Source organism: Aporhodopirellula sallentina SM41, assembly GCF_000346505.1.
Lineage (GTDB): Bacteria > Planctomycetota > Planctomycetia > Pirellulales > Pirellulaceae > Rhodopirellula > Rhodopirellula sallentina.
Map to the genome: position 1 here is coordinate 1 of NZ_ANOH01000288.1, position 25,592 is coordinate 25,592.

At 54.7% G+C, this 25,592-nt stretch carries 13 protein-coding genes and 1 pseudogene; 6 read left to right on the forward strand and 8 right to left on the reverse strand.

The features are described from left to right. Positions 1-230: 230 nt before the first annotated feature. A complete protein-coding gene (locus RSSM_RS19715) occupies positions 231-2,087 on the forward strand; it encodes an alpha-L-fucosidase (RefSeq protein WP_008682726.1) in 1,857 nt (618 codons plus the stop codon). Between the two features lie 532 nt (positions 2,088-2,619). Here RSSM_RS19715 and RSSM_RS19720 read toward each other — a convergent pair. The 7 genes from RSSM_RS19720 to RSSM_RS19750 all read right to left on the reverse strand — a co-directional run bounded on the left by RSSM_RS19720 (position 2,620) and on the right by RSSM_RS19750 (position 14,537). Continuing rightward, positions 2,620-4,140: an FHA domain-containing serine/threonine-protein kinase gene (locus RSSM_RS19720; protein ID WP_008682729.1), complete on the reverse strand. Its 1,521-nt coding sequence runs from the start codon at positions 4,138-4,140 to the stop codon at positions 2,620-2,622. A 16-nt stretch (positions 4,141-4,156) separates the two neighbouring features. After that, entirely contained in the window at positions 4,157-5,161 is a 1,005-nt protein-coding gene (locus RSSM_RS19725; RefSeq protein WP_144059968.1) for a hypothetical protein, read from the reverse strand. A 227-nt stretch (positions 5,162-5,388) separates the two neighbouring features. After that, on the reverse strand, positions 5,389-7,071 hold the full coding sequence (locus RSSM_RS19730; protein ID WP_236621251.1) for an FHA domain-containing protein: 1,683 nt from the start codon (positions 7,069-7,071) through the stop codon (positions 5,389-5,391). A 113-nt stretch (positions 7,072-7,184) separates the two neighbouring features. Next, positions 7,185-7,817 carry an FHA domain-containing protein gene (locus tag RSSM_RS19735; protein WP_236621252.1) on the reverse strand — a complete coding sequence of 211 codons (633 nt, stop codon included), beginning with the start codon at positions 7,815-7,817 and terminating at the stop codon, positions 7,185-7,187. Between the two features lie 169 nt (positions 7,818-7,986). Next, positions 7,987-9,402 carry a tetratricopeptide repeat protein gene (locus RSSM_RS19740; protein ID WP_144059969.1) on the reverse strand — a complete coding sequence of 472 codons (1,416 nt, stop codon included), beginning with the start codon at positions 9,400-9,402 and terminating at the stop codon, positions 7,987-7,989. Between the two features lie 88 nt (positions 9,403-9,490). Beyond that, entirely contained in the window at positions 9,491-10,804 is a 1,314-nt protein-coding gene (locus RSSM_RS19745; RefSeq protein ID WP_144059970.1) for a tetratricopeptide repeat protein, read from the reverse strand. Positions 10,805-10,814: 10 nt separating this feature from the next. After that, positions 10,815-14,537, reverse strand: coding sequence for a WD40 repeat domain-containing serine/threonine-protein kinase (locus tag RSSM_RS19750; protein WP_160168157.1), 3,723 nt, complete (start codon positions 14,535-14,537; stop codon positions 10,815-10,817). 529 nt (positions 14,538-15,066) lie between these two features. On the opposite strand from RSSM_RS19750, the gene RSSM_RS33850 reads away from it, so the two are divergent. From RSSM_RS33850 to RSSM_RS19765, 3 genes and pseudogenes are all read left to right on the forward strand, one after another. Next, entirely contained in the window at positions 15,067-15,234 is a 168-nt protein-coding gene (locus RSSM_RS33850) for a hypothetical protein (protein ID WP_160168158.1), read from the forward strand. A 128-nt stretch (positions 15,235-15,362) separates the two neighbouring features. After that, a pseudogene (locus RSSM_RS19760) lies at positions 15,363-16,434 on the forward strand (ISAs1 family transposase). A gap of 421 nt (positions 16,435-16,855) precedes the next feature. After that, positions 16,856-17,947, forward strand: coding sequence for a class I SAM-dependent methyltransferase (locus RSSM_RS19765; protein WP_008682748.1), 1,092 nt, complete (start codon positions 16,856-16,858; stop codon positions 17,945-17,947). A 204-nt stretch (positions 17,948-18,151) separates the two neighbouring features. Here RSSM_RS19765 and RSSM_RS19770 read toward each other — a convergent pair whose 3' ends face one another. Beyond that, on the reverse strand, positions 18,152-19,309 hold the full coding sequence (locus tag RSSM_RS19770) for an AraC family transcriptional regulator (RefSeq protein WP_008682749.1): 1,158 nt from the start codon (positions 19,307-19,309) through the stop codon (positions 18,152-18,154). A gap of 227 nt (positions 19,310-19,536) precedes the next feature. Here RSSM_RS19770 and RSSM_RS19775 point away from each other — a divergent pair, with 227 nt between their 5' ends. Further along, positions 19,537-20,679, forward strand: a complete 1,143-nt coding sequence (locus RSSM_RS19775) for a Gfo/Idh/MocA family protein (protein ID WP_008682751.1) — start codon at positions 19,537-19,539, stop codon at positions 20,677-20,679. A gap of 67 nt (positions 20,680-20,746) precedes the next feature. Then, entirely contained in the window at positions 20,747-25,240 is a 4,494-nt protein-coding gene (locus tag RSSM_RS19780) for a PVC-type heme-binding CxxCH protein (protein ID WP_008682754.1), read from the forward strand. Positions 25,241-25,592: the final 352 nt, after the last annotated feature.

The window sequence follows — 25,592 nt, forward strand, 5'->3', positions numbered from 1 at the left end:
CCCAAACGCTGCCCCCCAGTGAGCCGAAGTGCGTAAGCACTCGGGTTTTGGGCATGTTGAGTCGCAAACCGAGTTGGCGATTCCACCCGAGACCTCACGGCCATTCGGCTCAGGGGACGACGTTGCTGTCAATCCTTCCGGTACTGGCGACGTTCAGGCATGATGGGTGGCACTTTCGTATGTTCGTGAGCAATTGACGGAAAGCGAAATTTCCGAACGGAACCCGCTTAATGATGAAATCGCTATTAACACTGTCCCTTCTCGCCTCGATCGGCCTGCCAACCTTAGCGGCCGCTCCGCCGGATCCTTTCGAAACCTTAGCCCGGGAGAAAGCGGAGCGACCTTGGTTTGCTCGATTCATGTCAGGCGATCCCGTCGTCTCGGGTTTTCCCGGCGAGTCCGAAGCAGACTTCGCTAGGCGTGTTCAAAAATGGAAAGACGCCAAGTTTGGACTGTTCTTGCACTGGGGACCTCAGCAGGCGGGCGGTGAATACGTCATCAAGCCTGCCGAGTTGGCCAAGTTCAATCCGGTCAAGTTTGATGCCGAGGAATGGGTACTCACTGCGAAGAAGATCGGCTTTCAATACATCGTGATCACGACCAAGCACCATGCAGGCTTCTGCATGTTCGATTCCAAGTACACCGATCACGACATCATTGATGCGACGCCTTTCGGTCGCGACCCAATCAAAGAATTGGCCGATGCCTGTGCCAAGCACAATATGTTGCTTGGGTTTTACTATTCGGTCTGGGACATCAAGCACCCAGACTATGCGGCGGAGATCCGTGGTCCTCGATACGCGAGCTATCACCAATACATGCTCGACCAAACCGAAGAACTGCTCACCAATTATGGTGATGTGGCGACTCTGTGGATGGATGGCGAATGGGTGAATTCGTGGACCTATGAACGCGCTTCGCAATACCGTGATCACGTGCGCAAGTTGCAGCCCGGTATCTTGCTTGTGGATCGTATTGGACAGCGTCGTCTAGGTGATGGAGACTACGGCTCGTGCGAAAACTTCACGCCGTACATCGGCGACAACATCAATGGCCGTTTATGGGAAAGTTGTCAACGTTTTGATGGCGGTTGGTTCTGGCGTGGGAAAGACACTTCCCAATCTTTTCAATGGGCACTGATGAACCTTGTTGATACCGTTTCACGCGGAGGTAATCTGCTGTTGAACATGGGGCCGACGCCGGAAGGTCTATTGCCTCCAAAGAGTGTGGAGAAACTTCAACCACTCAGCCAATGGCTACAGAAATATGGAGAGTCGATCTACGGTGTCGATCGTGGACCGCACTACCTGTTGGACTGGGGCACCTGCACCCGCCGTGACAACACGCTTTATTATCACGTCACGTACTGGCCAACCGACGGCAAGCTGATTATTCCTGGGCTGAACGCAGAACAGCCGAACGCAGGTATCAGCCAGGTCACTTTCTTGGGCGACGCCGACGCATCTCCATTGCGGTTCAGCCAAAACGGGCGTGATGTCGTGGTCTCAGTGCCATCGAAGTCCGTCGATCCACTGGTGAGTGTCTTGAAAGTCGAACTCACCAGCCCGCCTGTCGTTGACAATGCGATTCGCCCGTTGGGCCGAGCCCTACGCCCTCAAACCGGCAACGCAAAGATGAACGTAGGTGATTACTTTTTGTCCTCGGCTTTCGCGAAAATCTATGGTGATGACTTGCACTTCTCGCTCGGTGCGGGCGCCGGCGGACATCGTGAAAACTTGAAAGGCTGGACCAATCCATCGGACTGGGCGGAGTGGGAGATCATTGTTGATGAAGCGGGGGCTTATGATGTACTCATTAACTATTCCAGCTGGATGGACAGCGGTAAATTTTCCGTGGAGGTTGCGAGCCAATCCTTCGAGCATGCTGTCGAAAAAAGGGTGCACAAGAAAGGCAGAAAGTCACCCTTCGCTGCTGCTTTCAAGACGGTTCCCCTTGGGCAAGTGAAGTTTACGCAACCGGGACGCTATCTGCTCTCGGTAAAAGCGTTGGAGATTGATCCGAAAGCCATCGAATACGCGCAAGGTCTAATGTTGCTGCGTGAAGTGATCTTGGTGCCTGTGCAGTGAGCAAAAGAGTTTGTTGCTAACTCAAGCTCGATCGAACATTTGGCGAAAACAAAGTCCCCTCGATCAGCAGTTTGCTGTTTTTGCATTCGCAAAGACACCCCATCGCGTCGCCTTGGGCTGACATAGCGTCGCCCCTTCGGAGTTGTTTGTGCGGTGGTCGGCCTGCGGGCCGAACAGGGAACTGTATGAATGGGAACGGCCCGGTCCAATCACCCGGCCCACCACTCGATTCCTCCAGGCCCCAACGTGGCATCCCCAATTCAACCCAGGCCAACGGCCTGGGAACCAAGAGCAAAATATTTCACCAGGCCCCAACGGGACGACCCTATTCTCTGTTGTCCGGTTGGTGTTGCGTTTCAGTGAGCCGAAGTGCGCGAGCACTCGGGGTATGGGCGATGTTGAGTCGCAAACCGGGTTGGCGGTTCTACCCGAGGCCTCACGGCCATTCGGCTCACTCACGGGCTCTCGCGACGAAACCACCTACATGGGTCCATTTTTCGGGGGGGGCTGATGGCGGGACTCGACGTACCAGTCACACCCTGCGGTGATAAGGAAAAAGTGCTTCGGCAAAGGCCGCTGTGGACGGGAAGCGAACATGCGGATTGCAGTGAATGGACTTCTTTACCAACTCTCGCAGATCCACGGGCAAATCATCGCATTGATCTAGTCGATGCAACGTTTCGTCAGCTTTGGTGATCATGTTGGGAATCGTGCCCGACAACATTCGGTACAAACACGCCCCACACGCAAACAAGTCAACTTCCGGTGGAGCGTCGCGTGAATTCTTAAACTGTTCGGGAGCCATATACGCGATCGTGCCTCTTAGCGAACGCTCATTTGTCAACGCACTTAAGCCTGCGTCCTCAAATGTCTTCGCGAGGCCAAAATCAGCGATTTTGATCTGCAGATGCCTGCCTTCCCGGTATGCCAGAACGTTTCCGGGTTTGATATCGCGATGAACGATCCCCTGGTCATGGGCATAATGGACCGCTTGTAAGATCCGAGATGTTACCCAGGTGGCGATCTTGATCCGATCCTCGGGCGGTTTCCGATCAAGCAACGAAAGTAAATCGATCGTTTCCAAGTATTCCATCACGAGGTAAGGCATCGAACCATCGATCCCAAACTCAAAAGCTTTCACAATGCGAGGATGGTTCATCCGGGTGATCAAGCCCGCTTCGCGGACAAACAAACGAACATGTTTGTCGGTAGTGGCAAGGTCGGTTCGGATAAGCTTGATCGCAACCTGTGCCCCGGTCCGACGATGTTCGGCAAGATGAACGGTCGCCATTCCGCCTCGGCCCAACAACTCTTTCATGTCGTACACCCCGATGCGATCTGGAAAACTACCTGCGGTTGTTATCGCAACGGCACTCTCGTCCGCAATGAATTCGGAACGCCGCGTTTTTGAAAAGGTGTCCCCCGGTACAGAACCACCAGCATCAGGATGGGGATTCGAACTCACCGGGCTAGGCGTTTTGTGTGAGTCCTCCCGCCGAGATCGCCCATCCGGATTGACTCTTGTTTGCTCGATCGCATCCGTCGGACCTTTGGGAACCGGGGGCGATGCCGACGCATCTGGTGAAGAGCAAGGAGGTGACACCAACGTCAACGCCGGTGACTTGTCGTCCCCATCGATGAGCGACGACGGTGCCGACTCCGGCGTGGACGGTGCCATTGCTGAGCATCCGTTGAGACCTTGCGACGGAATTAGCACACTCAGGCGAAGTTCCGTATTTCCGATCGAAATCAGGTCTCCATCGCAAAGTGACGCATTTACGACACGAATGCCATTGACCTTCGTGCCATTGCTGGAATCGAGATCAGCCAGTTCGACACGCGGAGGGTCAATTCGCAATTCGATGTGCTGACGTGAAATCGACACTTCCTCGGCCAGTCGGAGATGCGACGGTGCTTGGCGACCAAGCACGATATGCTGGGCATCAGCAAATGTCCATGACCTGCCCGTGTGTGGGCCTGCGGTGACATCCAGCTTGATCTGACAGGCACGTGCGGATTGATCCGCTGGCAACTGAACCGTTTCATCACTCATGACGTGTTCGTTCCCATTACTTTTCAAAGTCTGATGCATCCATCACGGCGGCATCGAGGTCGAGATTGATCATCGAATCGGTAATCGAATCATCCGACGGTGCGACGTCGAGGGCGCCGGCCAAGGCCAGTGCTTGAAAGAAGATATCGTTATAGAAGTGTTCGGCCCCCATGATCGCAGGCTCGACTTCGAGTCCATAACGTTGGGTGTATTGAATCAAAGTTAGCAGATTCCGTTCGTCGCTTGGATGCAGCGAGAAGTATGACGGCAATTCGTCGATCAGATTCGAATTCGATTCGGCGCGAGTGTTTACGAGTCGCTCAATCTCGATCAAAAAATCTTCGGCAGCCAAGACGCGACGAAGATCAACGGTGGACAGGTAGCGGCGATGGGGACGCGGATAAACTTGAAGCAATGCTCGCTCGATCGCGCGCAACTCGCCTTGAAACACCTTTTCGAGTTGATAACGATCCTTTCCGTCCAATTGCGGGGAAAAGACATCTTCGGCAGCCGCTTTCACCCGCGAAACATGGGGCTGCAACGCGTCATGATAGAAAACGTGAGGCCAACATTCAAAAATCTGCGGCATGTCATCAGCGAGAGAGGTGGCGACCGGTCCATACCTGGAAGCACGTGAGAACTGCAACGCACGCAGAGTTTTTTCGTCGAGCGGCTTCACCGCATCAGCAATTTTAGACGGGATGCTCGCAACCATGGTTAGCCCCGTCTCAGCGTTGATTTGAGAAAAAATCCGGTTGATCAAGTCGCCACTACGGATTCCGCTGAACTCGCCCTGTTTGATCGAGCGGCGCCATACCATGACCTTGGACGCTTGCTCTTTCAACGTCGTTTGTCTTGTCTTCTCGATACGCTGCTCCAACTCCTGCCAAGAGTCCAAGTATCGTATTCGCTTGATTTTCAAGAACTCCTCTATCTCACCAACGTCCGCATCGTCTCGATTTGAACCATCTGAAATGTCTGGCGGAGAGATCGCGGAGAGTGTTGCACGTTGTTTTTGCATCCAAGTTCCGCGCACGCGCTTGAGCCTCCAGCAACACGGCCTGAGCTCGAATCTGTTCGGTGGTCAATTCCCAAGGCATGGGAGGTAAGCTGGATTCCTGCGCATCGACGGAGTTAGCCAACAGGCCAACGGCGGTCAGAACCACCAAACATCGCATGAGTGGGATGAACGAGCGATCGGAGAAATCTGACATGGTTGGAATATCCGAGTAACGAAATGCGAAAAAGCTAGAGCGTTGAATCACAAACAGTTGCCGAGTCGTGATCACGGTTACACAATTGGGCGATGGTCGATCCCACGATCGCGAACCATTCCATACGTTCGCTCGATTGTCCCCCGTCGGAATCAGTCGGTTGATGGGCAAGCAGCATGGCCGTTAGTTTCCCATCAACACACACGGGAACACCGGCCCAATTGAACGAATTGCTCGACAAAGAGTTCGCAAGCGGTTTGGTGAGTTGGAGCACTCCGGCGATTTTGTCAACTTTCGCCGTCTGCCGAACAACCCGAAACTCTTGTTCACTCACCTGGTAGCGTGCTTGGTCGCTCCACATCGAATCCACACCATCTAAAGCCGTATGATAAGCCTTCAACTTCATCTGAGGATGAAAGGGAGCATCGACGTCAATTTCCAAATGAGAAGGCAGCTCATCAACACAGAGCCAACCAACATCCACAGCGTGCAAGTCCGCGAGCATCAAGTTGACCTGACGAGATGCCGTTTCATACTGCTGCCGTAGTTGCTCCCGTGGTATTTCATCTCGATTCGCACCCTCGACGATAGCATCGTGCTGCTCGATAACCGCCATGGCCTTTGCCGCGCGATCACGGTACTCCTCACTCACACCCCGTTGGCGAACCGAGATTTGTTCGCTCGAGAAAACATTGATGACGACCGGGTTCGAAAAGCCATTCTGAACGAGTTCATCCAATGACCCGATGACAGAACCTGCCGTGACTAGAGTTGTGTCCCCAATGGCTGTCGCGGTGCCAACGCGAAAGATGGCTCCCGTCGCCTCATGGGTAACCCCGATCCAGTAGATCGCCACGTCCACCGGATCCACCGTCACCGGCAATGATTCCGCAATGACATCGGCTGATGAACCACTTTCTGAATTCCGGTCCAAAGTCTCCAGCGAAGGAAGAGAGTCCGAATCAGGTTGGACCGAACTGTTAGCATCCGGCTTCGGAACCGCTGTGGTGATTTGCGCAAGATTGCTTTTGTTCTGGCTAATATCCACGTTTGGAATGCGAGGGGGCTTTATCCAAATGACGAAGGCAACCAGCAGTGCGGGCAGCGAAAACACCCCAACCCAGAAGCGGGCCGAATCAGAAGGGTTCGACAACCTACTCGCGCCCCCTGACACCCGACGAGTATCCGGATCACCGAGAGCGGGTTTTCCTGTTTGCCCTGGTGGCGGCGTCGGCGACATCGATTGATCGTCAACTTCAGATGCGTGGTTCTTCGTGAGTCGTTTTACCTCGGCAATCAATCGGTTGCCCGAAATGGCGTGTGATCCAAGATAAACATTCATGTCAGGATTCAGCATCACCGCGTTGACACGCTCGGTAAGCGCCGCATCGACATACACCCCGTTGCGGCTGTGATTGTCGATCAATATCACGCGACCATGTCGGTCCAATCGCATTCTCGCATGCCGACTCGATACGGAATCCCTGTCAATTCGAATATCACAATCGGAGGCTCTACCGATCGTGATATCGTCTTGCTCAACGTTTGCATGGCCGTTGATCGGCATCGGCCACGGACAGCGAAGGAACTCACTCAACCAAACCGTATCGGCCTCAGTGATCTTTGACGGTTCCTTCGTCCAATCCATCTCCCCGGCATCAACGCCAGACGGTGATCCTCTTTCAATCCTGATACGGCCAGCAAGCGGAATTGCCATCCATCCATCGTGGGTCCGCTGAAACTCAACGTGCCGCGGAGCAACGGATGGGTGAACGACAACGACTTCGCAGCTATTTGCTGAGCCGGCTACCCACTGATTCCAAGGCATGTTCATCGGCTTGTCATGCCTCCAAGTTGCGAGATCGTTGGAGGAGGTTTCGGGCATTCGAAGCGAAAACGCTGTTCGCCGAGAATGAATTCATCACAAGTCTCCAGCTCGTGCGAAGAAACTCGCCGCCAAGTTCCGTTAAGCGATTGCAGATCTTCGATGACCCATCTGCCACCCGCAAAGTGCACCTTGGCATGAGCCAAATCCACGGTCAGGTCAGAAACAGAAAGGTTGACTCGTTCGGCGTCGCGGCCGATAACGACGGATTGCTGAGTGCGCACCGGAACCCGCCGTCTTGGCTCTGAGTCAACGACGATTTGTGCCTGCTTGCCCTTCGTATCCGCGCGCCATCTCAGTTGGGTGCGTCCTATGCGGATTTGATCGTCGTGCCGCAACGGCATTGTTGCAATACGCACATACGTTCCGTTGGTGCTGTCGTTGTCAACCAAACGCCAAATGTATCGATCGTCGATAGTAAGTTCGCGTTTGATCTGAGCGTGACAGGCCGACATATCTGCATCACATGGAAATAGTAACGTGGCATCGCGACGCCCCAGCGTTGTCTCGGCCGCCCGCAACCGGAAACACTCTCCGTCCGTTGCTTGATCATCGTCGACCGCAATCAATCGCGGCACAGGAGGGCGGTTGATCGGTCGAAACGGATGCGTTGACTTGTTGGCCGGAATACAAGAATCAACCGCCGTCACTTCGATAACAGCGGCTTGGCAGACATGGCAATGTCCACCAGGTTCAATGTGACGTCGACAGGATTGACAAACAGGCATGGTCTTGACGCCGGATCGGCTACTTAGGCAATCGCTGCGTCACCTCCTCCTGTGCTTGGTCGGGGGCCGTTGCCCTGAGTTCTTTAACTAAACGTTCATACTCTTCTTGCTGCCCGATCTTGTGGTAGCAAAGGGCCATCGTCAGTTGATTACGCCAATCACCGCGTTCATCGTACTTCATCGCAAACTTGGCAAGCGTCAATGCGGTTTCGGGCGGCCGTACATCGGTTCGACAAACGAGATCGGCCGCCATGCGGTATCCCGACGGATGTGTTTTGTCGATTGCGACTGCGCGCCGATACTGCTCAAACGCTTGAGCGTGCAGCTCTCGTTGTTCAAGCAATACGGCCTTGGCGAGTGCGAGATCATAGTGACGTTTGTCGATCCGACCGATTGCGGCGATCAACTTTCCTGCATTGACGTCGTCGTTCTTTGCCAAACAGACCCATAGCCGTCCCATCAACGCTTTCAGCCGGACTTGGTCGACAAAAGCACTCGAACTGTCGCCAAGTTTTTTGAGCGCCGTCAGAAAATTCTGCTCTGCTGCCGTCTGTTCGTTGAGATGCAACTGCGCGTAGCCGAGCATCAACCGAACGAGATGAGCGTCAGGGTAGCGAGCCAAGTGAGCGGCGCACTCATCAAACATTTGTTGGGCGTCATCCGTCGACATCCACATCAAGGGGCTACTGATTGACTCCCAGCCCGCGATGAGTTCTAAGAAGTCAGACTCAAAGGTGTTGCTTTCACGACGAAGGCGTTGCAACTCAGCAGCGATATTTCTTATCTCGACAGTCAATGACTTCCTAAGCTGGGTGAGCAGTTTGACTTCAGCCGCCAGCTGATTGGCCTCCAACTGCGTGCTTTGATAACGAATGACATTGGGATCATTTGCCGGGAGTGAGCGCACGTTGGCGCCCTTCAATCTCTCGAGGGTCAATTGTGCGTTGACGAGCGTCAGTGTCGCGCGTTCATACCGTGCCGGAATTTGCGAAAACTCCAGCTTCTTTTTCGAAAGCTCTTTCTTCAGTACCGAGGAACGCTCCACCGTCTCGACATACTCGTTGGTGACCTGAGTGGTCCTTTGCAATAGCCCATCGAGTCGCTTGACCAATGGTGTTGCCTTCTCTCCTCCTCGACGCATCGGCTCCTGGCCGACAAGCTCTCCGAAGAGATTGCGGTCCTTCGGCGGTGCATCGGGAGCCTCGTTTTCATTGGCCTTAGCAGTGGGGCCACCTAATTCGACCGTATCTTCAGGCAATACTTCTTTGCCGACACCTTGCCGCGGCATTGGATTTCGATCAACGTCAAGCCCGGCTTCCTTGGGATCTTCAACAACGGGTTGATTGGCATCCACGTTGTCGACCGCTGGCGTTTTTGGAGCGGCCGGTGGTGGATCCGCCGCGAAAACACTTACCTGCAGAGCGAACAGTATCACCGGAGACCCCATTCGATATCGGCCGATCATTTGCAAACCTCTGCGACGAATCAATTGATAAACAAGCATAATCTCGACACCGGATCGGCTACTCGGCCAATCGCTGCGTCATCTCCTCCTTGGCTTGCTCGGATGCTGTCGTTCTGAGCTCGTCAACTAAATGGCGGTAGTCCTCTTTCTTTCCCATCTTGCGACAGCAAAGGGCCATTGTCAGTTGATTCCGCCAATCACCGCCTTCATCGTACTTCATCGCAAACTTGGCAAGCGTCAAGGCCGTTTCGGGTGGCCGTACATCGGTTCGACAAACGAGATCGGCCGCCATGCGGTATCCCGCCGGATGTGTTTTGTCGATTGCGACGGCCCGCCGATATTGATCAAAGGCTTGTGCGTACAGCCCTTTTTGCTCCAGAAAAACGGCCTTGGCGAGTGCGAGATCATAGCTGAGTTTGTCCATCCGATTATTCGCCGCGATCAACTTCCCTGCGCCGACCTCGTCCTTCTTTGCCAAAGAAACCCATAGCCGCCCCATCGAGGCTTTCAGCCGAAGCTGATCTGTAAACGCGTCCGATTGCTTGGCGATTTCATCAAGGATCGATTGGAAGCTTTTCTCTGCCGCGTTTTGCTGCTTCAAATGCAATTGGGCGTACCCTAGCATCATCCTCACGAGATGCGCGTCTGGGTAACGATCCAAATACGATGCACACTCGTTATGAATTTGTTGAGCATCCGCCTGCGAAACCCATATCAACGGACTACTGATCGATTCCCAACCAGCCAAAAGCTCCAAGAATTCAGACGGAAGTGTCTTGCCAACTTTTGAAATGCGACTCTTTTCTGCATTCAATTTTGCAATATCTACCGCCAACATTGTCCGCCGCTTTGCCAGCGAATCAGCCTGGACTGCCCAGGCACGAGCCGACAAATCGTCACCCTGACGTCGATTAAGTTCTTGCGCGATTTTGGCTTTCTCATACTGTGTTGGAATCTGATTCCACTCGAGCTGTTTCTCTCGCAACTCTTGACTGATCTCCTGGAACCGTTCCATTGTTTCGACCGAAAGGTTGGAGAGCTCGGTGGTGCGATCCAAGAGGCCACTAAGACGTTTGATTAGCGTTCTTGTCTCGTTAGCCGGTCCCTGGCCGATGAGCTCGCCGAACAGATTGCGTTCGGCACCAGACTCTGATTGTGCTGCGTCAAGTGTTTTGGCGTCTGCCTTCGCCGCGTCTGCTGCAGTCCGCTTCTCAGCTGTGTTGGGGGCGACTCCGGTAGCTTGTTCAGCCTCGGTGAGGGGGGCATCTCTTTCGTCCAGGTCCATCAATACCGAAGGCGGATCGGAGGCGTGGGGTACCGTTTGCCACCACAGGAATGCGATAGCAAACCAAACTGTAATTCGGAAATGCATGTTATGCCCCTTATTGCCCAACCGCCTGATAAAGATACATGGTACCCCCACGATCCAAAACTGTGAGCACTTCAGGATCTTCGTACCATAACGCTCGTATTTCCGTTTCTATCGGTGGCATCGAGAAAAGTCGACGTTCAGCATTCGCATCAAATATGCTCACAACACGACTATCAGCGACCAGCCAACGACTAGCGTCTGGACTGGATGCCGAGGTTGCCGCGTCGTGTGACAATCGCACGGCACTCCGTCTCGTAATTCCATCTTCGTCACAAAGCATATGCTCGATCGAGCGGCCCCCGCAAACCAAGAGCCCATGGTCCACCGACACACACAATTCAGAAGCTACCTCGGTGGTGTAGATCACTCGCTCGGTACGTCGTTGCCCCGATTTTGTGTCGATGTACTTCAACGTTCGATCTTCACCCGCGCTGACGAGCGCATCGAATTGCGGAACAACCGTAATCGCTGTCACTGCGCCCGCGTGGGCGTTGAGAGTCGATACCACACGATCTTTGGTTAAATCGTGAATGATCACTCGCCCGTCGTTGGTACCGATTGCAAAACGTCGACCGACGTTGTCCAATCCGCAAAGCGTGGTGGCTCCCGCCACATTTAGCTTGCCTATCAAACTTCTCTCGGAAAGATCCCACAGAGCGATCACGCCGGATAGATCGAGCGACGCTAGTCGCTCCCCACTCAGGCTCATCGCAAGCGCGCGAACCGGGGTCACGTGCTCACGCCGCAAAGCCTTCACATCAAAACTCCCGTCGGAGTTTGGCACGATTAGACTGATCCGATTCTCACCCGCCACCGCGATCAGCTCGCCGGCCTGATCGACAACGTCGACCAGATGCTTCAACGGCAATTCGATTTGATCGTAAGCGTCTTTCTGGTCGACAACATATGAGTAAATTCCCCCGGCACTGTCCCGAAAACTTACTTCTTGGCCGCTGCCGACAACACGTATCGCATCGACGCGTAGAATCCGACGACACATGGTTCGGTATGCTCTTGGATGCGACACCGACTCCGATGTGCCAGACCGCTGTCTTAAGAGCGTTGAAAATTGTTTATTGCGTTCTGCGAGACTGATAAACTTGGTCGCCGGCATCGGGAGCGTGCAGAGCACCGCGGACGTTTTGGTGTCGATCACGGAGAATAGCCGACTTGTCTCGCGTCCTTCTTCGGTACCCGTGGGCACCAACTCAACGCCCTCGGGTAGTCGCAACTGGGATACAGTGTTCGGTTCGATCGCGGAATTAAAGCTCGACAGATCACTCAATGCGAGGTAGCGACTGTCGTCACTCCAGGTCATTTGACCGCCCGCCTTATTCAGATCATGTACGCGACGTTGAGTGACAAAACGAGAGGTCGTTGGCTCAACGACATGAATATTCTGGTCGCGGTCAAGCAACATCAATTGCTTTTCCCGGTTCATCCGCATCGCGTCTGGTCCCTCATGGACGTCGAAATCCAACGTCGTTTGCGTGAGCGGTTGATTCGAACGAAGATCCCATGTCATCAAGGTTCGCGAATCGGTACAACCAAACATCAGTTTGCGCTCAGCATGGACCGCAAATGATGGGCAAAAGTATTCTGCAGAACCTTCCCAACGAGACTCTGCTTGGTTGGCCAACTCCCAGATCTCATACTTCCGAGGGTATGATTTCGCCCCTTTTTCGTCGAGTTGCAGCACTCCGCCAACGGAAACTGCGAATCGAAGTGGCCCCAGTAGTCTGGCCGTCGGCTTGCCAAAAAGTTCCGCCCCAAACTCAACCGGTTGTCTCGTGACAGTGTTTCCGAAAACGGCTATTGAAGCATTGGGGGCGTCGCTTTTTTTAAGATAGACGGCGAGCGACATGTCAGGATCATAAGAGACATATGGTAGATCTTGACTATCGACGGACGGTGGATCGAGCGCCCTGCCGGCATCGTAAGTTTTTATCAGCCCCCCGCTCGACAAGGCCACCAACGTCGCCTGCGGAACCTCCTCGAGTCGCGTGGCCTCATTTGTAGCAACAGACGCTATCCATCTTAGCCAACCCCATTCCCACCCACGCTGTGATTGGAAACATTGATTGAGCGTGTCGGTTGCCGCGGAAGGATCTCCCTGCAGAATTTGAGTATGCGCTTTGGTGAGGAACTCGGCGTAGCGGAGCGTGCGATTGACATGTTCCGCCGACTCTAACTGAAACTTTGCCGATTCGGCTTGTTCGGACGCGGCGAGTCGTTGAAGGTTTGCCTCGTCGGCTTCTTTTTGCGCGAGCTTGGTTTCGGCTTGGGCTTGCAATTCTCGTTCTAACGCGGCTTCCGCTTCCGCGGTGGCGGCCTCCGCTTCGTGGCGGGCTGCTGTGGCGAGCTTCTCATTCTTACGCGCCAATTCGGCTTGAGCCTGCGCCAAGCGTTCCTGTCGCTCCGACTCGGCTTGGTGTTCTTCTGCTTTCTTCTTGGCGGTTTCGGCAACCACGAGCGTTCGTTGGAGTTGCTTCCGCTGTGAGGCCAGCCTGACAGCCGCAACCGATGATATGACGGCAATCAGAATCAACAGCACCGCAGCGGTGAGACTCGCTACAGCCGCGGAGGTGTTTCGTTGCGACCACAAACGCAACCTTCGCGCTAGCGTGGGGCTGGATGCTTGGATCGGACGATACGAAAGGTATCGGCGGAGGTCCGCGGCAAAGTCAGAAGCATCGGCATACCGCTGTTCCGCTTCTTTGGCCATCGCTCGCAAGCAAATCTGTCGAAGATCCGAATTGACGTTCGCTAGTGGCTCGAGTGGTGGCCCCTCTCGTTCGGCGAGTTCGACCATCGCTGCCGCACCCGAGTTACTTACGGCCCGTTCATGCGTGAGACCTTCATAAAGAATCGATCCGAGAGAGTACTGATCGCTTGTTGGTCCGATGTCACGATCCCCTCGCGCCTGCTCCGGTGACATATAGCGCGGTGTCCCAGCCACGCCACCACCGGTAGCGGCGACGCCATCGGACAACGCCACCGCCAAACCGAAGTCCATGATTTGGGGACGACCACGGGTGTCGATCATGATGTTCGCAGGCTTGATATCACGGTGGACGATCGATTCGCCGGCTGCATAAGACAACGCGTCGGCAAGCACGGCGATCCACTCGAGAAGTTGCCGCTCGTCGATCCGTTCTCGTGCCATCAATTGCTCGAGTGTTTCGCCAGGAACATACTCATAGACGATGTACACATGGCCGTGAGACTGCCCGTGATCGAACACCGCGACGATGTTGGGATGACGAAGTTTCGCAACCGACCTGGCCTCTTTTCGAAACTTCTCGCTGGCGTTCTTAACACCCGAAAATGTAGGGAGCTTGATCGCAACCTGGCGGTCGAGCTCGGGGTCGGTTGCCAGATAGACCTTGCCAAAACCGCCACTGCCTAACAGCTTGTTCAGCCGATAGCGGCCCAGACGTTTTGCGGCGGCGGTAGGCTTCTTCTCCACCACTTGCACATTCGCCGCACCCTCGACACGACCAGTTGCAACCGAGCTATTCGCGCGGGTTCCCTGAAGCCGCCCCAACGGTATTTTGGCAGTCTCCACGGTGCTGGCCGAACCACTGTGGAAACTCGTCAGCTCAAACCCCGCGCCGCAGTGGGGACAAGTTGCGGTTTGCCGAATCCATTCAGGTTCCACCCGCATCAATCCGCGGCAACCTGGGCAGACAGCAAACGTCTCAGGCATGTCTGCGTGGGATGGCGACTGCATCGGGTACACGTCGAATCTGAGGTGCGATTGCCAAGAACTTGACAACTGGATAATGACAAACCGTTCCTGCCTTCGCATTCACGATTTGCGTTCAGCATTATGAACCATCACAGGACCACATGCAAACCACCCGGGAATTCAGGGCGGGGGGAGCTCGGAATCGGCATATCGCAGCCCTGGCCGGGTTGCGTTCTCCGCAAATTTCGACTGTAGACGGTCGGAGTTTGTGAGCCTAGCACTAGCACAGATGATTCACGTAGGCCGGCACAAAGCCGGCTAGCCTTGCCGAATCCGCGTAGATGCTGTCCACGAGCTGAAACACTGCATCTTGCCATTTCTCGTCATTTGCGACCGATGTTCCTGCGGAGTCAGCTATTACCTGGATATTTTGTTCGGGGACATGGGGAACACATTCCCAGGGGTTAGAGAGTAACTCTCGGATCCTAGTTTGACCGTCGCGAGGCTGGTGAAGCACAATTGCCCCGGTGCGGACGTCCAGGCGGGCCTCCACGAAACGGCAGTGGCTGACATGCCAAACGCCATAGCTCTGCGTTGCGCTCAGAACGATCGGTTGATCTTGAAATGCTTCACTGACCTGGTCTACTCGACCGCGAAATCTGAAGTGGCCAACCCGATTGACCAGTCGGATTTGGTGGCACTCGCTCTGGAGTACCCCCAGGGCCGACGCGAACTCTAGGCGATTTGGGCTGGCGTGGTTGAATTGAATCCGGGATGAGTTGTTCTGCTGACTTTCTGTTTTCAAAACGATATTCCCAGCGCAGCGACGTGGCCAAGTAAAAGACGGCTGAGAGTTGTGCTGAAGACATCCTCAATGACTTTGCCGAACTGCCCTATCCGCGTTCGCACGTCAACCAACGGCATCTGCTTGGCGATATTATCCTGATTAGCATCATGGCTAACATCGCTGGTGCAGACGGCCCCAAGGCAATCGGCGCTTGGGCTAAGAGCAATGAAAACTGGTTGACAGATCGTTTGCAGTTGCCCTCGGGTGTTCCCTCGCATGACACCATCGGTCGTGTGTTGATGACGCTCAAGCCGGCCTCCTTTCAATGCTGTTTTGAGCGTTGGATCAAACGACTCTCCGGCGAGCGGCAACACTGTGAACTGGATATCGTAGCTATCGACGTCAAGGCTCTTCGTCACAGACATGATCGTTCCGGTGGCCTTGGTCCGCTGATCCTGGTCAGTGCCTTGGCGGTAAAACGAGGGATCAGCTTGGGGCAGTTGACGACGGCCGAAAAGCCGAACGAAATCACAGCAATCCCTCAACTTCTCGACCGAATCGAGGCCAAGAAGTCCGTCGTCACCATCGATGCCGCAGGATGTCAAAAAATATCGCGGCGAAAATCATCGACAGCAAAGGCGACTACGTTTTGGCGCTCAAAGGCGATCAGGGAACACTCCATGACGCCGTGATCAACTACATCACCAAGCACATGGAAAACGACTTTGCCGACGTCACCGCGAGGAAGCACGTCGAGCGGGTCAAGGGACACGGCCGGAAGGATGAATTGATCTGCTATCATTTGCCGGTCCCTGAAGAACTGGTGGGGAAGGAAAATGGAAGAACATGCGGACCATTGGTGTTGTGATTCGGATGAGTGAAAGCGGGAAGATGTGGACTAGCGACGTACGCTACTACATCAGCCCGCTCACCCTCAGCGTGAAGCGGTTCGCAGCTTGTGTACGGGGGCATTGGGGCATCGAAAACACGCTGCACTGGTGCCTGGACGTAACGTTTCGCGAGGACGAAAGTCGAGTACGAAACCGAACGCTGGCGGACAACTTGGCCTGGCTCAAACGGTTCGCAATTGGCCTACTGAAGCAAGTTGATAACAAGGAAAGCATCGCGATGCGTCGAAGAATGGCCGGCTGAAATCCCAACTTCCTCGCGCAAGTCCTCGGAATACCAACGACTTAGTATTCGTCGACCCTGGGTTCCCACCGGACGCATCCACTCTACGACGCTCGCTGACTAAATACGCATTGTGCGAGCCTCGCACGCGGTATCGCGGCGTCATCTCTGCTCGAAACGCAATCTTGGGGGGGGCCGCACGAATGGCACGATCGGTGCGAAGGATGCCCCACCCCGCGCAGTACCGCTGCACTGATTTCGGGATTTTATTGGTAACAGTTGGCGACTGAGTTCGCTTCGTTCACTCAAGTAGGTTCAGTTCTTACCAGGCCCATCCACTGAATTTGCTTTGTTCAGTAGGTAGGAATCTTGCCAAACGTTACTTTCAAAGTAGCCGCTCGCAAGCGTCCTCGTAGCCATCACAGTCACAAGGAATCATCACATGTGCAATGCATGCAAGGTCAACGTCGCCGATCAGGACACGGCGACCGAACAGTTCGCGGCAGAATTACTTGACACGCTCAACCGAGCAACCTTGGGTTTGGGGTTGGCCATCGGTCATCGCACTGGACTGTTCGACTCAATGGCTGCGATGAATTGTTGGGCGTCCAGCGAAGAGATCGCAGCAGCCTCGGCGTGCAATGAACGCTATGTTCGCGAATGGTTGGGGGCGATGGTGACCGGCGGCGTCGTCGCGTTTGACTCTGAAGCCACAACCTACTTTCTTCCTCCGCATCACGCAGCTCTGCTGACGCGATCGGCAGGCAGCAACAATTTCGCCAGAACGTTTCAATTTCTAGCAGTCATGGCGGAAGTCGAAACCTCGATCGTCGATTGCTTTCGAGAAGGCGGCGGCGTTCCGTACGAGCGATTCACTCGATTCCATGAGGTCATGGCGGAAGATTCCGATGGGAATGTCGTGGAAGGTCTGTTCACCAAAATCCTACCCATGGTCGATGGGCTGGCGGAGCGTTTGGAGGAAGGGATTGACGTCATGGACATCGGTTGTGGCAGCGGGCATGCGATGATCGCTCTCGCCAAACGTTTTCCAAACAGTCGATTCGTGGGCAGGGATCTGTGCGAGAAACCCATCCTCGCCGCCCGGCGTCAGGCTGACGCCGAGGGCCTGACCAACATCACTTTCGAAGTAGCCGATGTATCCGAGCGAATGGGGTCAGACGGTTACGATCTGATCACCGCGTTCGACGTGATCCATGACCAACGCGATCCCGCCGCCGTGCTTGAGGTGGTTCAGGATGCATTGCGACCGGGCGGCACGTTTCTGATGCAGGATCTTCAAGCCTCATCGAAGCTGGCAAACAACATCGATCACGCGCTCTGTCCGTTCCTCTACATGATCTCAACGATGCACTGCATGACCGTGTCCTTAGCCCAGAACGGTATGGGGCTGGGCAGCGTTTGGGGTGAAGAACTCGCCGTGCAAATGCTAGGCGATGCCGGATTCCGCGATGTCACAGTCCAGCGACTTGAGCACGACATCCAGAACAACTGGTACGTATCGATGAGCGGTTAAGGCCAACAAGCAAAGGGCAAAATGTCATCTGCGCGGACCGTCCAGTAGGTCCGGTTCCCACCGGACGCATTCGCTCGATTGCTGCAAGCCCCAACGGGACGACCCCAATTGGAGACTGAGGGGGCTTGGCTGATTCGGCTGGAGATGATGTCGAGGTTTTCGCGGGAAACGATGAGCGAATTGCTGGCGGAATCTGAACCTCGATCAGTGTTTGTGCGTTTGACGGTACTTTCCCGGTGGCAGGCCTGTTGAGCGACGAAAGACGACGCTCATGTATTCTTCGTGTTCGAAGTGGGCTGTTCTGGCGATGGCTTTGAGTGGCATGTCGGTTTCCATCAGCAACCGTTTCACCCGTTCGACCCGTTGACGAATGATCTCTTGGTGCGGTGTTCGTCCGAGCAAATTTTGAAAGCGAAGCTCCAGTGCCCGACGCGTCAGCGGCACCTGCTTCAAGACATCCTTGACGTTGATGCCATCGCATGCATTCTCGCGAATGAAACGAACAGCGGTCGCGATATCGGGATCTTCGATCGCCAACACGTCGGTGGATTGCCGAGTCGCAATTCCTCGTGGTTGGATCAAGTGCCGTTTTTCATCGACATCGCCACCGTTCATCAAAACATCAAGCAATCTCGCCGCTTCGCGACCGGTGCGATGGGCGTCCGGGATAATACTCGACAGTGGTGGATAACAAAGGTTGCAAAGCAGCTTGTCATTGTCGACACCCAGCACAGCCACTTCTTCGGGCACACGAATCTCTTCCTCGCGACACACATCAAGCACCTGCTGAGCACGGATGTCATAGCACGCAAAAACACCCACTGGTTTCGGCAAGCCGATGATCCACTTGGCGATTCGTTTCTTTTCACGATTCCAAGAATACCGTGGGTTACTGCGAGAGGTCGACGCGAACACGTCACAGTGCAAGTTGGACCGTGACTCCGTCATTTCCACGAAAGCCTCCTCACGCCAGCGAGACCAGTTGAAATCAGGGTCGCCACAAAACGCCAACTGGGTGAACCCGCGGGACACGAAATGCTCCACCGCCAGTTCCGCAATCGCAACGTCGTTGGTTTCTACCCACGGAATATTCTCCACACGTCGCGCAGCACTCACATCGACAACGGGCTTGTTAAGTCGCCGAATGATTCGGGCGATCTCGTCGTTTTCAATTCGCACGATCAATCCATCGCCTTTCCAATTCTTGATCCAAGAAGGCGGCTTGGCTCCTCGTTCCTGTTCGGGCAGGTAGATCGACCACGGATCGTGTTCGTGATTGTACGAAACCACTCCCTCCAAAACGCCGCGGGAATAGGCGTTCGAGGTTTCGATCAACAAGGCAACGTGACGTAGTTTCTTCATGACTGCCTAGCTCGTTTCCCTTCGTTGAAAAATTTCCGACGATGCACCACACGATTGCAAGACCTCAAACTCGGTAACGTGAAATCGCTCATGATTAATGTGCATTATCTCATTGTAGTCCCTTCTCCAATATCTAGGATACGTCTTGTCCTCGGGGCCTAGCGGGAAACGAAAGCCCCTAGTCACTTGGTAACAGGCCATTCCCTCACTCCGCCACGAGAATCGAAATGAGCAAACGCAAGACAACAATCGCGATGGTCGGACTTGGTTTTGGTGCCGAGTTTATTCCGATTTACCAAGCCCACCCCGACGCTGAAATCGTGGCCGTTTGCCGTCGCAACGAAGTCGAAATGAACAAATTGGCGGATCAGTTTGGTATCGCCAAACGCTACCGTGAATTTGAAGAAGTGCTGAGTGATCCGGAGATCGATTGCGTCCACATCAACAGTCCGATTGGGGACCATGCGTGGATGTCACTGAAAGCACTCGACGCGGGCAAGCATGTGATGTGCACCGTTCCGATGGCGACCACGATCGAGGAATGTCGGCAGATCGTCGAAAAGGTTCACGAAACCGGCCTGAAATACATGATGGCCGAAACGGTGGTTTACAGCCGCGAGTATCTATTCATCAAACAGATGCATGATCGCGGGGAGTTGGGCGAGATTCAGCATTTGGCCGCCTCGCATCCTCAAGATATGGACGGATGGCCGGAGTACTGGGAACGCATGATCCCGATGCACTACGCTACGCATGTGGTCAGCCCATGCCTCGGTTTGGTTGATGGATTGGCGGAATACGTCAGTTGTTTTGGTTCGGGAAAAGTCCGAGACGATATTGCCGAAAAGTCAGGGAACACATTTGCGGTCGAATCTTGCCACATCAAAATCCAAGACACGGAACTAACGGCTCATATTTGGCGAGCGTTGTTTGACGTGGCCCGTCAATATCGCGAAAGTTTCGATGTCTACGGCACCAAAAAGAGCTTTGAGTGGACACTCATCGAGAACGAGCCGCACGTGCTTCACACCGCGAAGAAGCCGGAACACGAGATTGCGGAGAAGATTGAAGTTCCCGACTTCGCTCAACTGTTGCCCGAGCCCATCCAGCGATTCACACTGCCACAAGAAATCCACGATGTCGACCATTTGTCGTTCGTGCAGGGTGGTGGCCACGGCGGATCGCATCCGCACCTCGTGCACGAATTTGTCCGCGCCGTGAATGGCGACCGCCAGCCTTATCCGGATGCCGTCACGTCAGCCAACTGGACCTGCGTTGGCATTTGCGCTCACGAGTCGGCTCGGCGTGGTGGTGAAATCGTTCCATTACCTGAATTCAGCCTGCAACGCTCACCGGTCGCAACGACTTAGCCGCCTCGAAACCAAGTTTGTCTTGCGTGGTTTCACGAGTCCGTCCTTCTGACATTTGAAGAGTTCGATGCACAAATTTTCGGTTTTCGCGACGTTGCTTGCCGTCATGGCGGCATTCCCGGTCACCTCCCGTGCCGACCAAGCCTCCACGTTTGAGCAGGACCTCTCGTTGAAGGTTTTGTTCTTGGGCGATGCGGGGCATCATCAACCCAAAGCACGGTTTGATGAGTTGCATCCTTTGCTATCGCGGCGTGGCATTGACTTGACATACACCGCTGACATCACCGATCTGAACGCGACCACGCTCAAGCAGTATGACGCGCTCGTCGTCTATGCCAACATCGATAACATCGGACAACCGCAAGCGAACGCGCTGCTTGAGTACGTTGCCAACGGCGGCGGTTTTGTACCGCTGCATTGCGCATCGTATTGCTTTCGCAATTCGCCAGAAGTGGTCGCGCTGATCGGTGCGCAATTTCAGCGGCATGGGACTGGCGTTTTCCGTACTAAAATTGCCCAACCCGAACACGAATTGATGCAGGGTTTCGATGGGTTTGAAAGTTGGGATGAAACTTACGTGCATCACCTGCACAACGACACCAATCGCACGATCCTCGAATACCGCACCGACGCCGAAGGTCGTGAGCCCTGGACGTGGGTTCGAACTCACGGAACAGGTCGCGTTTTTTATACCGCTTGGGGGCACGACAGTCGGACTTGGACCCATCCAGGTTTTGTGAATTTGGTCGAACGTGGTATTCGCTGGGCCGCTCGACGGGATCCTTCCCAAGCCGGCCCGTTCGTGGATCGTTCGGCGTTTCCTGTGCCGAGCATGACATCGCTTCCCGAAGGCAAGGAACCGTTCACGTTCACGGAAGTCGGAGCGAAGATTCCCAACTACACCGCCAGCAACAAATGGGGCGAACAGGGCGCCCTCAAAACGCGCATGCAGGACCCGTTACCACCACAGGAATCGGCAAAGCGATATGTAACTCCGCAAGGGATGCATGTCGAACTTTGGGCATCCGAAGACAACCTGGGAGGCAAGCCGATTGCGATGACCTGGGATGACCGTGGTCGGCTGTGGGTTTGTGAGACGATGGATTATCCCAACGAACTTCAACCCGAGGGTAAGGGGCGCGACCGTATTCGGATCTGCGAAGACACCGATCGAGACGGGGTCGCGGACAAGTTCACGTTGTTTGCCGAAGGCCTTAGCATCCCGACGACGCTGGTTCACTATCGTGGCGGCGTGATCGTGCAAGACGGCCGTGAAACGATCTACTTGAAAGACATCGACGGGGATGACAAGGCTGATTTTCGTCAATCGCTGATCACCGGATGGGCACTTGGCGACACTCATGGTGGTGTCAGCAATTTTCAGTACGGGCTCGATAACTGGATTTGGGGAATGCAGGGTTACAACGCCTCCACGCCCGTGATCAATGGCGAAAAACAACAAGCGTTCCGTCAAGGATTTTGGCGATTCCGCGTCGTTCCAGATAACCAAGCCTCCGATGACCAGTTCAACGCCCAACCGATTTCGAAATCAGTTTCGCAAGCCGATCTCTCCGAACACACTCTGCGAGTCGAAAAGCTGGAGTTCATGCGTGCGACGGACAACAACACATGGGGGCTCGGGTTCACCGAAGAAGGTTTGGTGTTTGGTTCAACAGCCAATCGCAACCCCAGCAACTTCCTACCGATTCCCAACCGCTATTACGAACAGGTGCGAGGCTGGTCACCGAAAACGCTGCACTCGATTGCTGACACCCACCTGTTTGACCCCATCACCCCAAACGTGCGTCAGGTCGATCACCACGGCGGCTATACCGCCGGCGCAGGCCACTCGATTTACACCGCCCGCAAATACCCTCAAGCATGGTGGAACCGAACCGCGTTTGTTTGCGGACCAACCGGACATCTCGTCGGCACCTTTGTGCTCACTCCCGACGGAGCTGGATTCACGAGCACGAACCCATTCAACTTGGTAGCGAGCGACGATGAATGGGCCGCTCCGATCATGGCCGAAACAGGACCAGACGGATTTGTTTGGGTTCTTGATTGGTACAACTACATCGTTCAACACAACCCCACACCGCATGGCTTCCAAACTGGAAAAGGGAACGCCTACGAGTCTGATCTACGCGATAAAAAACATGGACGCGTTTACCGCGTCGTTACCGATGACCACAGCAAACCAGATCCACAAGCGTGGCTCAATCTCTCAACGGCCGATCCCCAAACACTCATCGCTACGCTGAAGCATCCGACCATGCTGTGGCGACGCCAGGCTCAACGCTTACTGGTCGAAAAAGGTGAGTCCGATGCCCAGATCATTGCATCGTTGTTAGCACTGATTGCCGACCGGCAAACGGATGCGATCGGTTTAAATGTCGGTGCGATCCATGCTCTTTGGACGCTTCACGGACTGAACGTCATCGGCAATGGCCATCCCAACGTGGACGCCGCGGTCCGACAAGCATTGTCACACCCCAGTGCCGCAGTGCGACGCGCCGCCGCTCTCGTGCTGAGCACCGACGCCGAGGATGCTCACGCGATTGTGAATGCGGGACTGCTGAGCGATAGCGAACCGCAAGTCCAGCTCGCTGCCCTGCTCAAATTATCGGATGTCGCGGGCCCCGTCGCGGATGAAGTAGCCGCTGAATTAGCCAACGTTGCGACTGCTGCCGCGACCGATCGCTGGCTTCTCGATGCATGGACCAGCGCCGCCGCGACGCATGTCAGTCAGGTTGTTCCAGCGTTGCTCGCTTCGTCCAGCGATCGCGGACTTCCGTCTCGGCTGCGTGATCGACTCGCCGTGGTCTGCGAACACTTTGCCCGCTCACGCCCAACCGATGATGCGATCGAAGTTTTGCTTCGGTCGGCATCCATCGCCAACCCGAGCAACTTATCGGGCCTCTTAACAGGCCTCACCCAAGGCTGGCCCAAGAAACAGCGAGTCACTCTTACGCCGGATTCGCAGTCTCGACTCGTTGCACTTTTCGACCGATTGTCCATCGAGCAACAAAGTCAATTGGTTCAACTCAGTCAATTGTGGGGAACCGAGGCACTCACGAAGAAAGTCGCGCAGCTGGGCACTTCACTCAAGCGTCAAGTTGAAGACGAGTCTCTTGACGACGAGGAGCGACTCGCAGCCGCAAAGCAGTTAGTGGCCATGCAACCAGCCAGCGAGGAAATCGTCGAAGAACTACTAGCCGTGGTGACGCCCCAAACTTCCCCGGTTGTTTCGCGCGGCATCATCGACGCGCTCAAACGTAGCCGCAGCAAGGCACTCGGGATGGCGATGATTCAACGAGCAACCTCTGCGACACCGAAGTTGAGAGAAGCCATTGTCCGAGTCTTGCTGTCGCGACCAAAGACAACGCTCGAGCTGCTAGCCAGCATTCAAGATGGCCAAATGCGCATATCGGACCTAGCACTCGACCAACGACAAGCGTTGAGAAATCATCCCGATCAATCGATCCGGTCAACGGCAAAGCAATTGCTGGCGGCCTCCGGAGGAGTTCCCACGGCCAACCGTGTGAAGTTGCTGCACGATTGGCTGCCGGTTGCTCAACGCGAAGGAAACGTAGCCGCGGGAGCAGAGGTCTTTAAAAAGTCGTGTGCCAACTGTCATCGGCATGGAAACGAAGGGGCGAACGTTGGCCCGGACCTGACCGGCATGGCGGTTCACCCCAAAGCGGAGTTGTTGACGCATATTCTTGACCCGAACCAAAGCGTCGAAGGAAACTTCCGGACGTTCACTGTCTTGACGGTGGACGGTCAAGTCATCACCGGAATGCTCGGCGGTGAGTCGCGCACATCGATTGAATTGATCGACACGCAAGCCAAACGACACACGGTCTTACGTGAGGACATTGAAGAAATGATCGCATCGAGTCAGTCATTGATGCCGGAAGGATTCGAAAGCCAAATCACGCAGGCTGAGATGACCGACTTGCTCGAATTCCTAACCGCACGTGGGAAGTACACACCGCTTTCGTTTTCAAGTGTTGCAACGGTGGTGAGTACGAAAGGCATGTTTGGCAACACCGGAGTCGGTCGCGACCGGATTGTCTTTCCCGATTGGGGACCAAAGAAATTGGATGGGGTTCCGTTCACGCTGGTAGACCCTCAAGACGGCCGCGTTCCCAACGTGATTCTCTTGCACGGTCCCCAAGGCAGCAAACCGCCATCGATGCCCAAGAAAGTTTCATTGGTTTGCAATGGACCGGCCAACGCGATCCATCTGCTCGGTTGTGTTAGCGGTTGGGGCTATCCATTCACTCAGGGCAAGAGCCTGACGGCAGTCGTGCGACTGAACTTCGCCGACGGAGTTGTCGAAGATCATGAACTTCGAAATGGGGTCCATTTCGCAGACTATATCCGTCGCGTTGACGTCCCCAAATCGAAGTTCGCTTTTAACGTCAACGGTCAACAAGTTCGCTACCTGAAGTTAACACCAAAACATACTGCACCGTTAAAAACCATCGATCTGATCAAAGGCGACGATACTACCGCGCCCATCTTTGTTGCCATCACGGTGGAATCGCCGTGAACGCGAGCATCCGCCCCGAGGCCCTTTGAGATCGCATTTCGCAGGATCGCAAAACAGAGTGGTTTCTGTCGATCAGACGCGGAGTGTACAGACGAAACGGTGAGCTGCGGAGGTTTAATTACTGGATGAAACGCTGTGAACGGTCGATGTTTGCGACATGATCCCGGTGCCGCAAAACTAGGGGTGTTTTGGGATGCATTTGTGTCATCAGATGCGTAGACTGGGCGTCTGACTCGGTGGATTGCTTGCCTCTTTTGAAGGAGGTTAACGAAGCGATCTCCTCGGGACTGCCAGATTGGGACTCCCTGATTTGTACTTCCTGAACGCTACGCAAGTGACAGAACAATCCAGA

Coding starts and splice junctions, on each gene's coding strand:
- RSSM_RS19725 (WP_144059968.1), bottom strand. CDS start 5,161: ATGCAAAAACAACGTGCAACACTCTCCGCGATCTCTCCGCCAGACATT.
- RSSM_RS19745 (WP_144059970.1), bottom strand. CDS start 10,804: ATGCATTTCCGAATTACAGTTTGGTTTGCTATCGCATTCCTGTGGTGG.
- RSSM_RS19750 (WP_160168157.1), bottom strand. CDS start 14,537: ATGCAGTCGCCATCCCACGCAGACATGCCTGAGACGTTTGCTGTCTGC.
- RSSM_RS19780 (WP_008682754.1), top strand. CDS start 20,747: ATGCACAAATTTTCGGTTTTCGCGACGTTGCTTGCCGTCATGGCGGCA.
- RSSM_RS19715 (WP_008682726.1), top strand. CDS start 231: ATGATGAAATCGCTATTAACACTGTCCCTTCTCGCCTCGATCGGCCTG.
- RSSM_RS19775 (WP_008682751.1), top strand. CDS start 19,537: ATGAGCAAACGCAAGACAACAATCGCGATGGTCGGACTTGGTTTTGGT.
- RSSM_RS19730 (WP_236621251.1), bottom strand. CDS start 7,071: ATGGCAATTCCGCTTGCTGGCCGTATCAGGATTGAAAGAGGATCACCG.
- RSSM_RS33850 (WP_160168158.1), top strand. CDS start 15,067: ATGCCAAACGCCATAGCTCTGCGTTGCGCTCAGAACGATCGGTTGATC.
- RSSM_RS19720 (WP_008682729.1), bottom strand. CDS start 4,140: ATGAGTGATGAAACGGTTCAGTTGCCAGCGGATCAATCCGCACGTGCC.
- RSSM_RS19765 (WP_008682748.1), top strand. CDS start 16,856: ATGTGCAATGCATGCAAGGTCAACGTCGCCGATCAGGACACGGCGACC.
- RSSM_RS19770 (WP_008682749.1), bottom strand. CDS start 19,309: ATGAAGAAACTACGTCACGTTGCCTTGTTGATCGAAACCTCGAACGCC.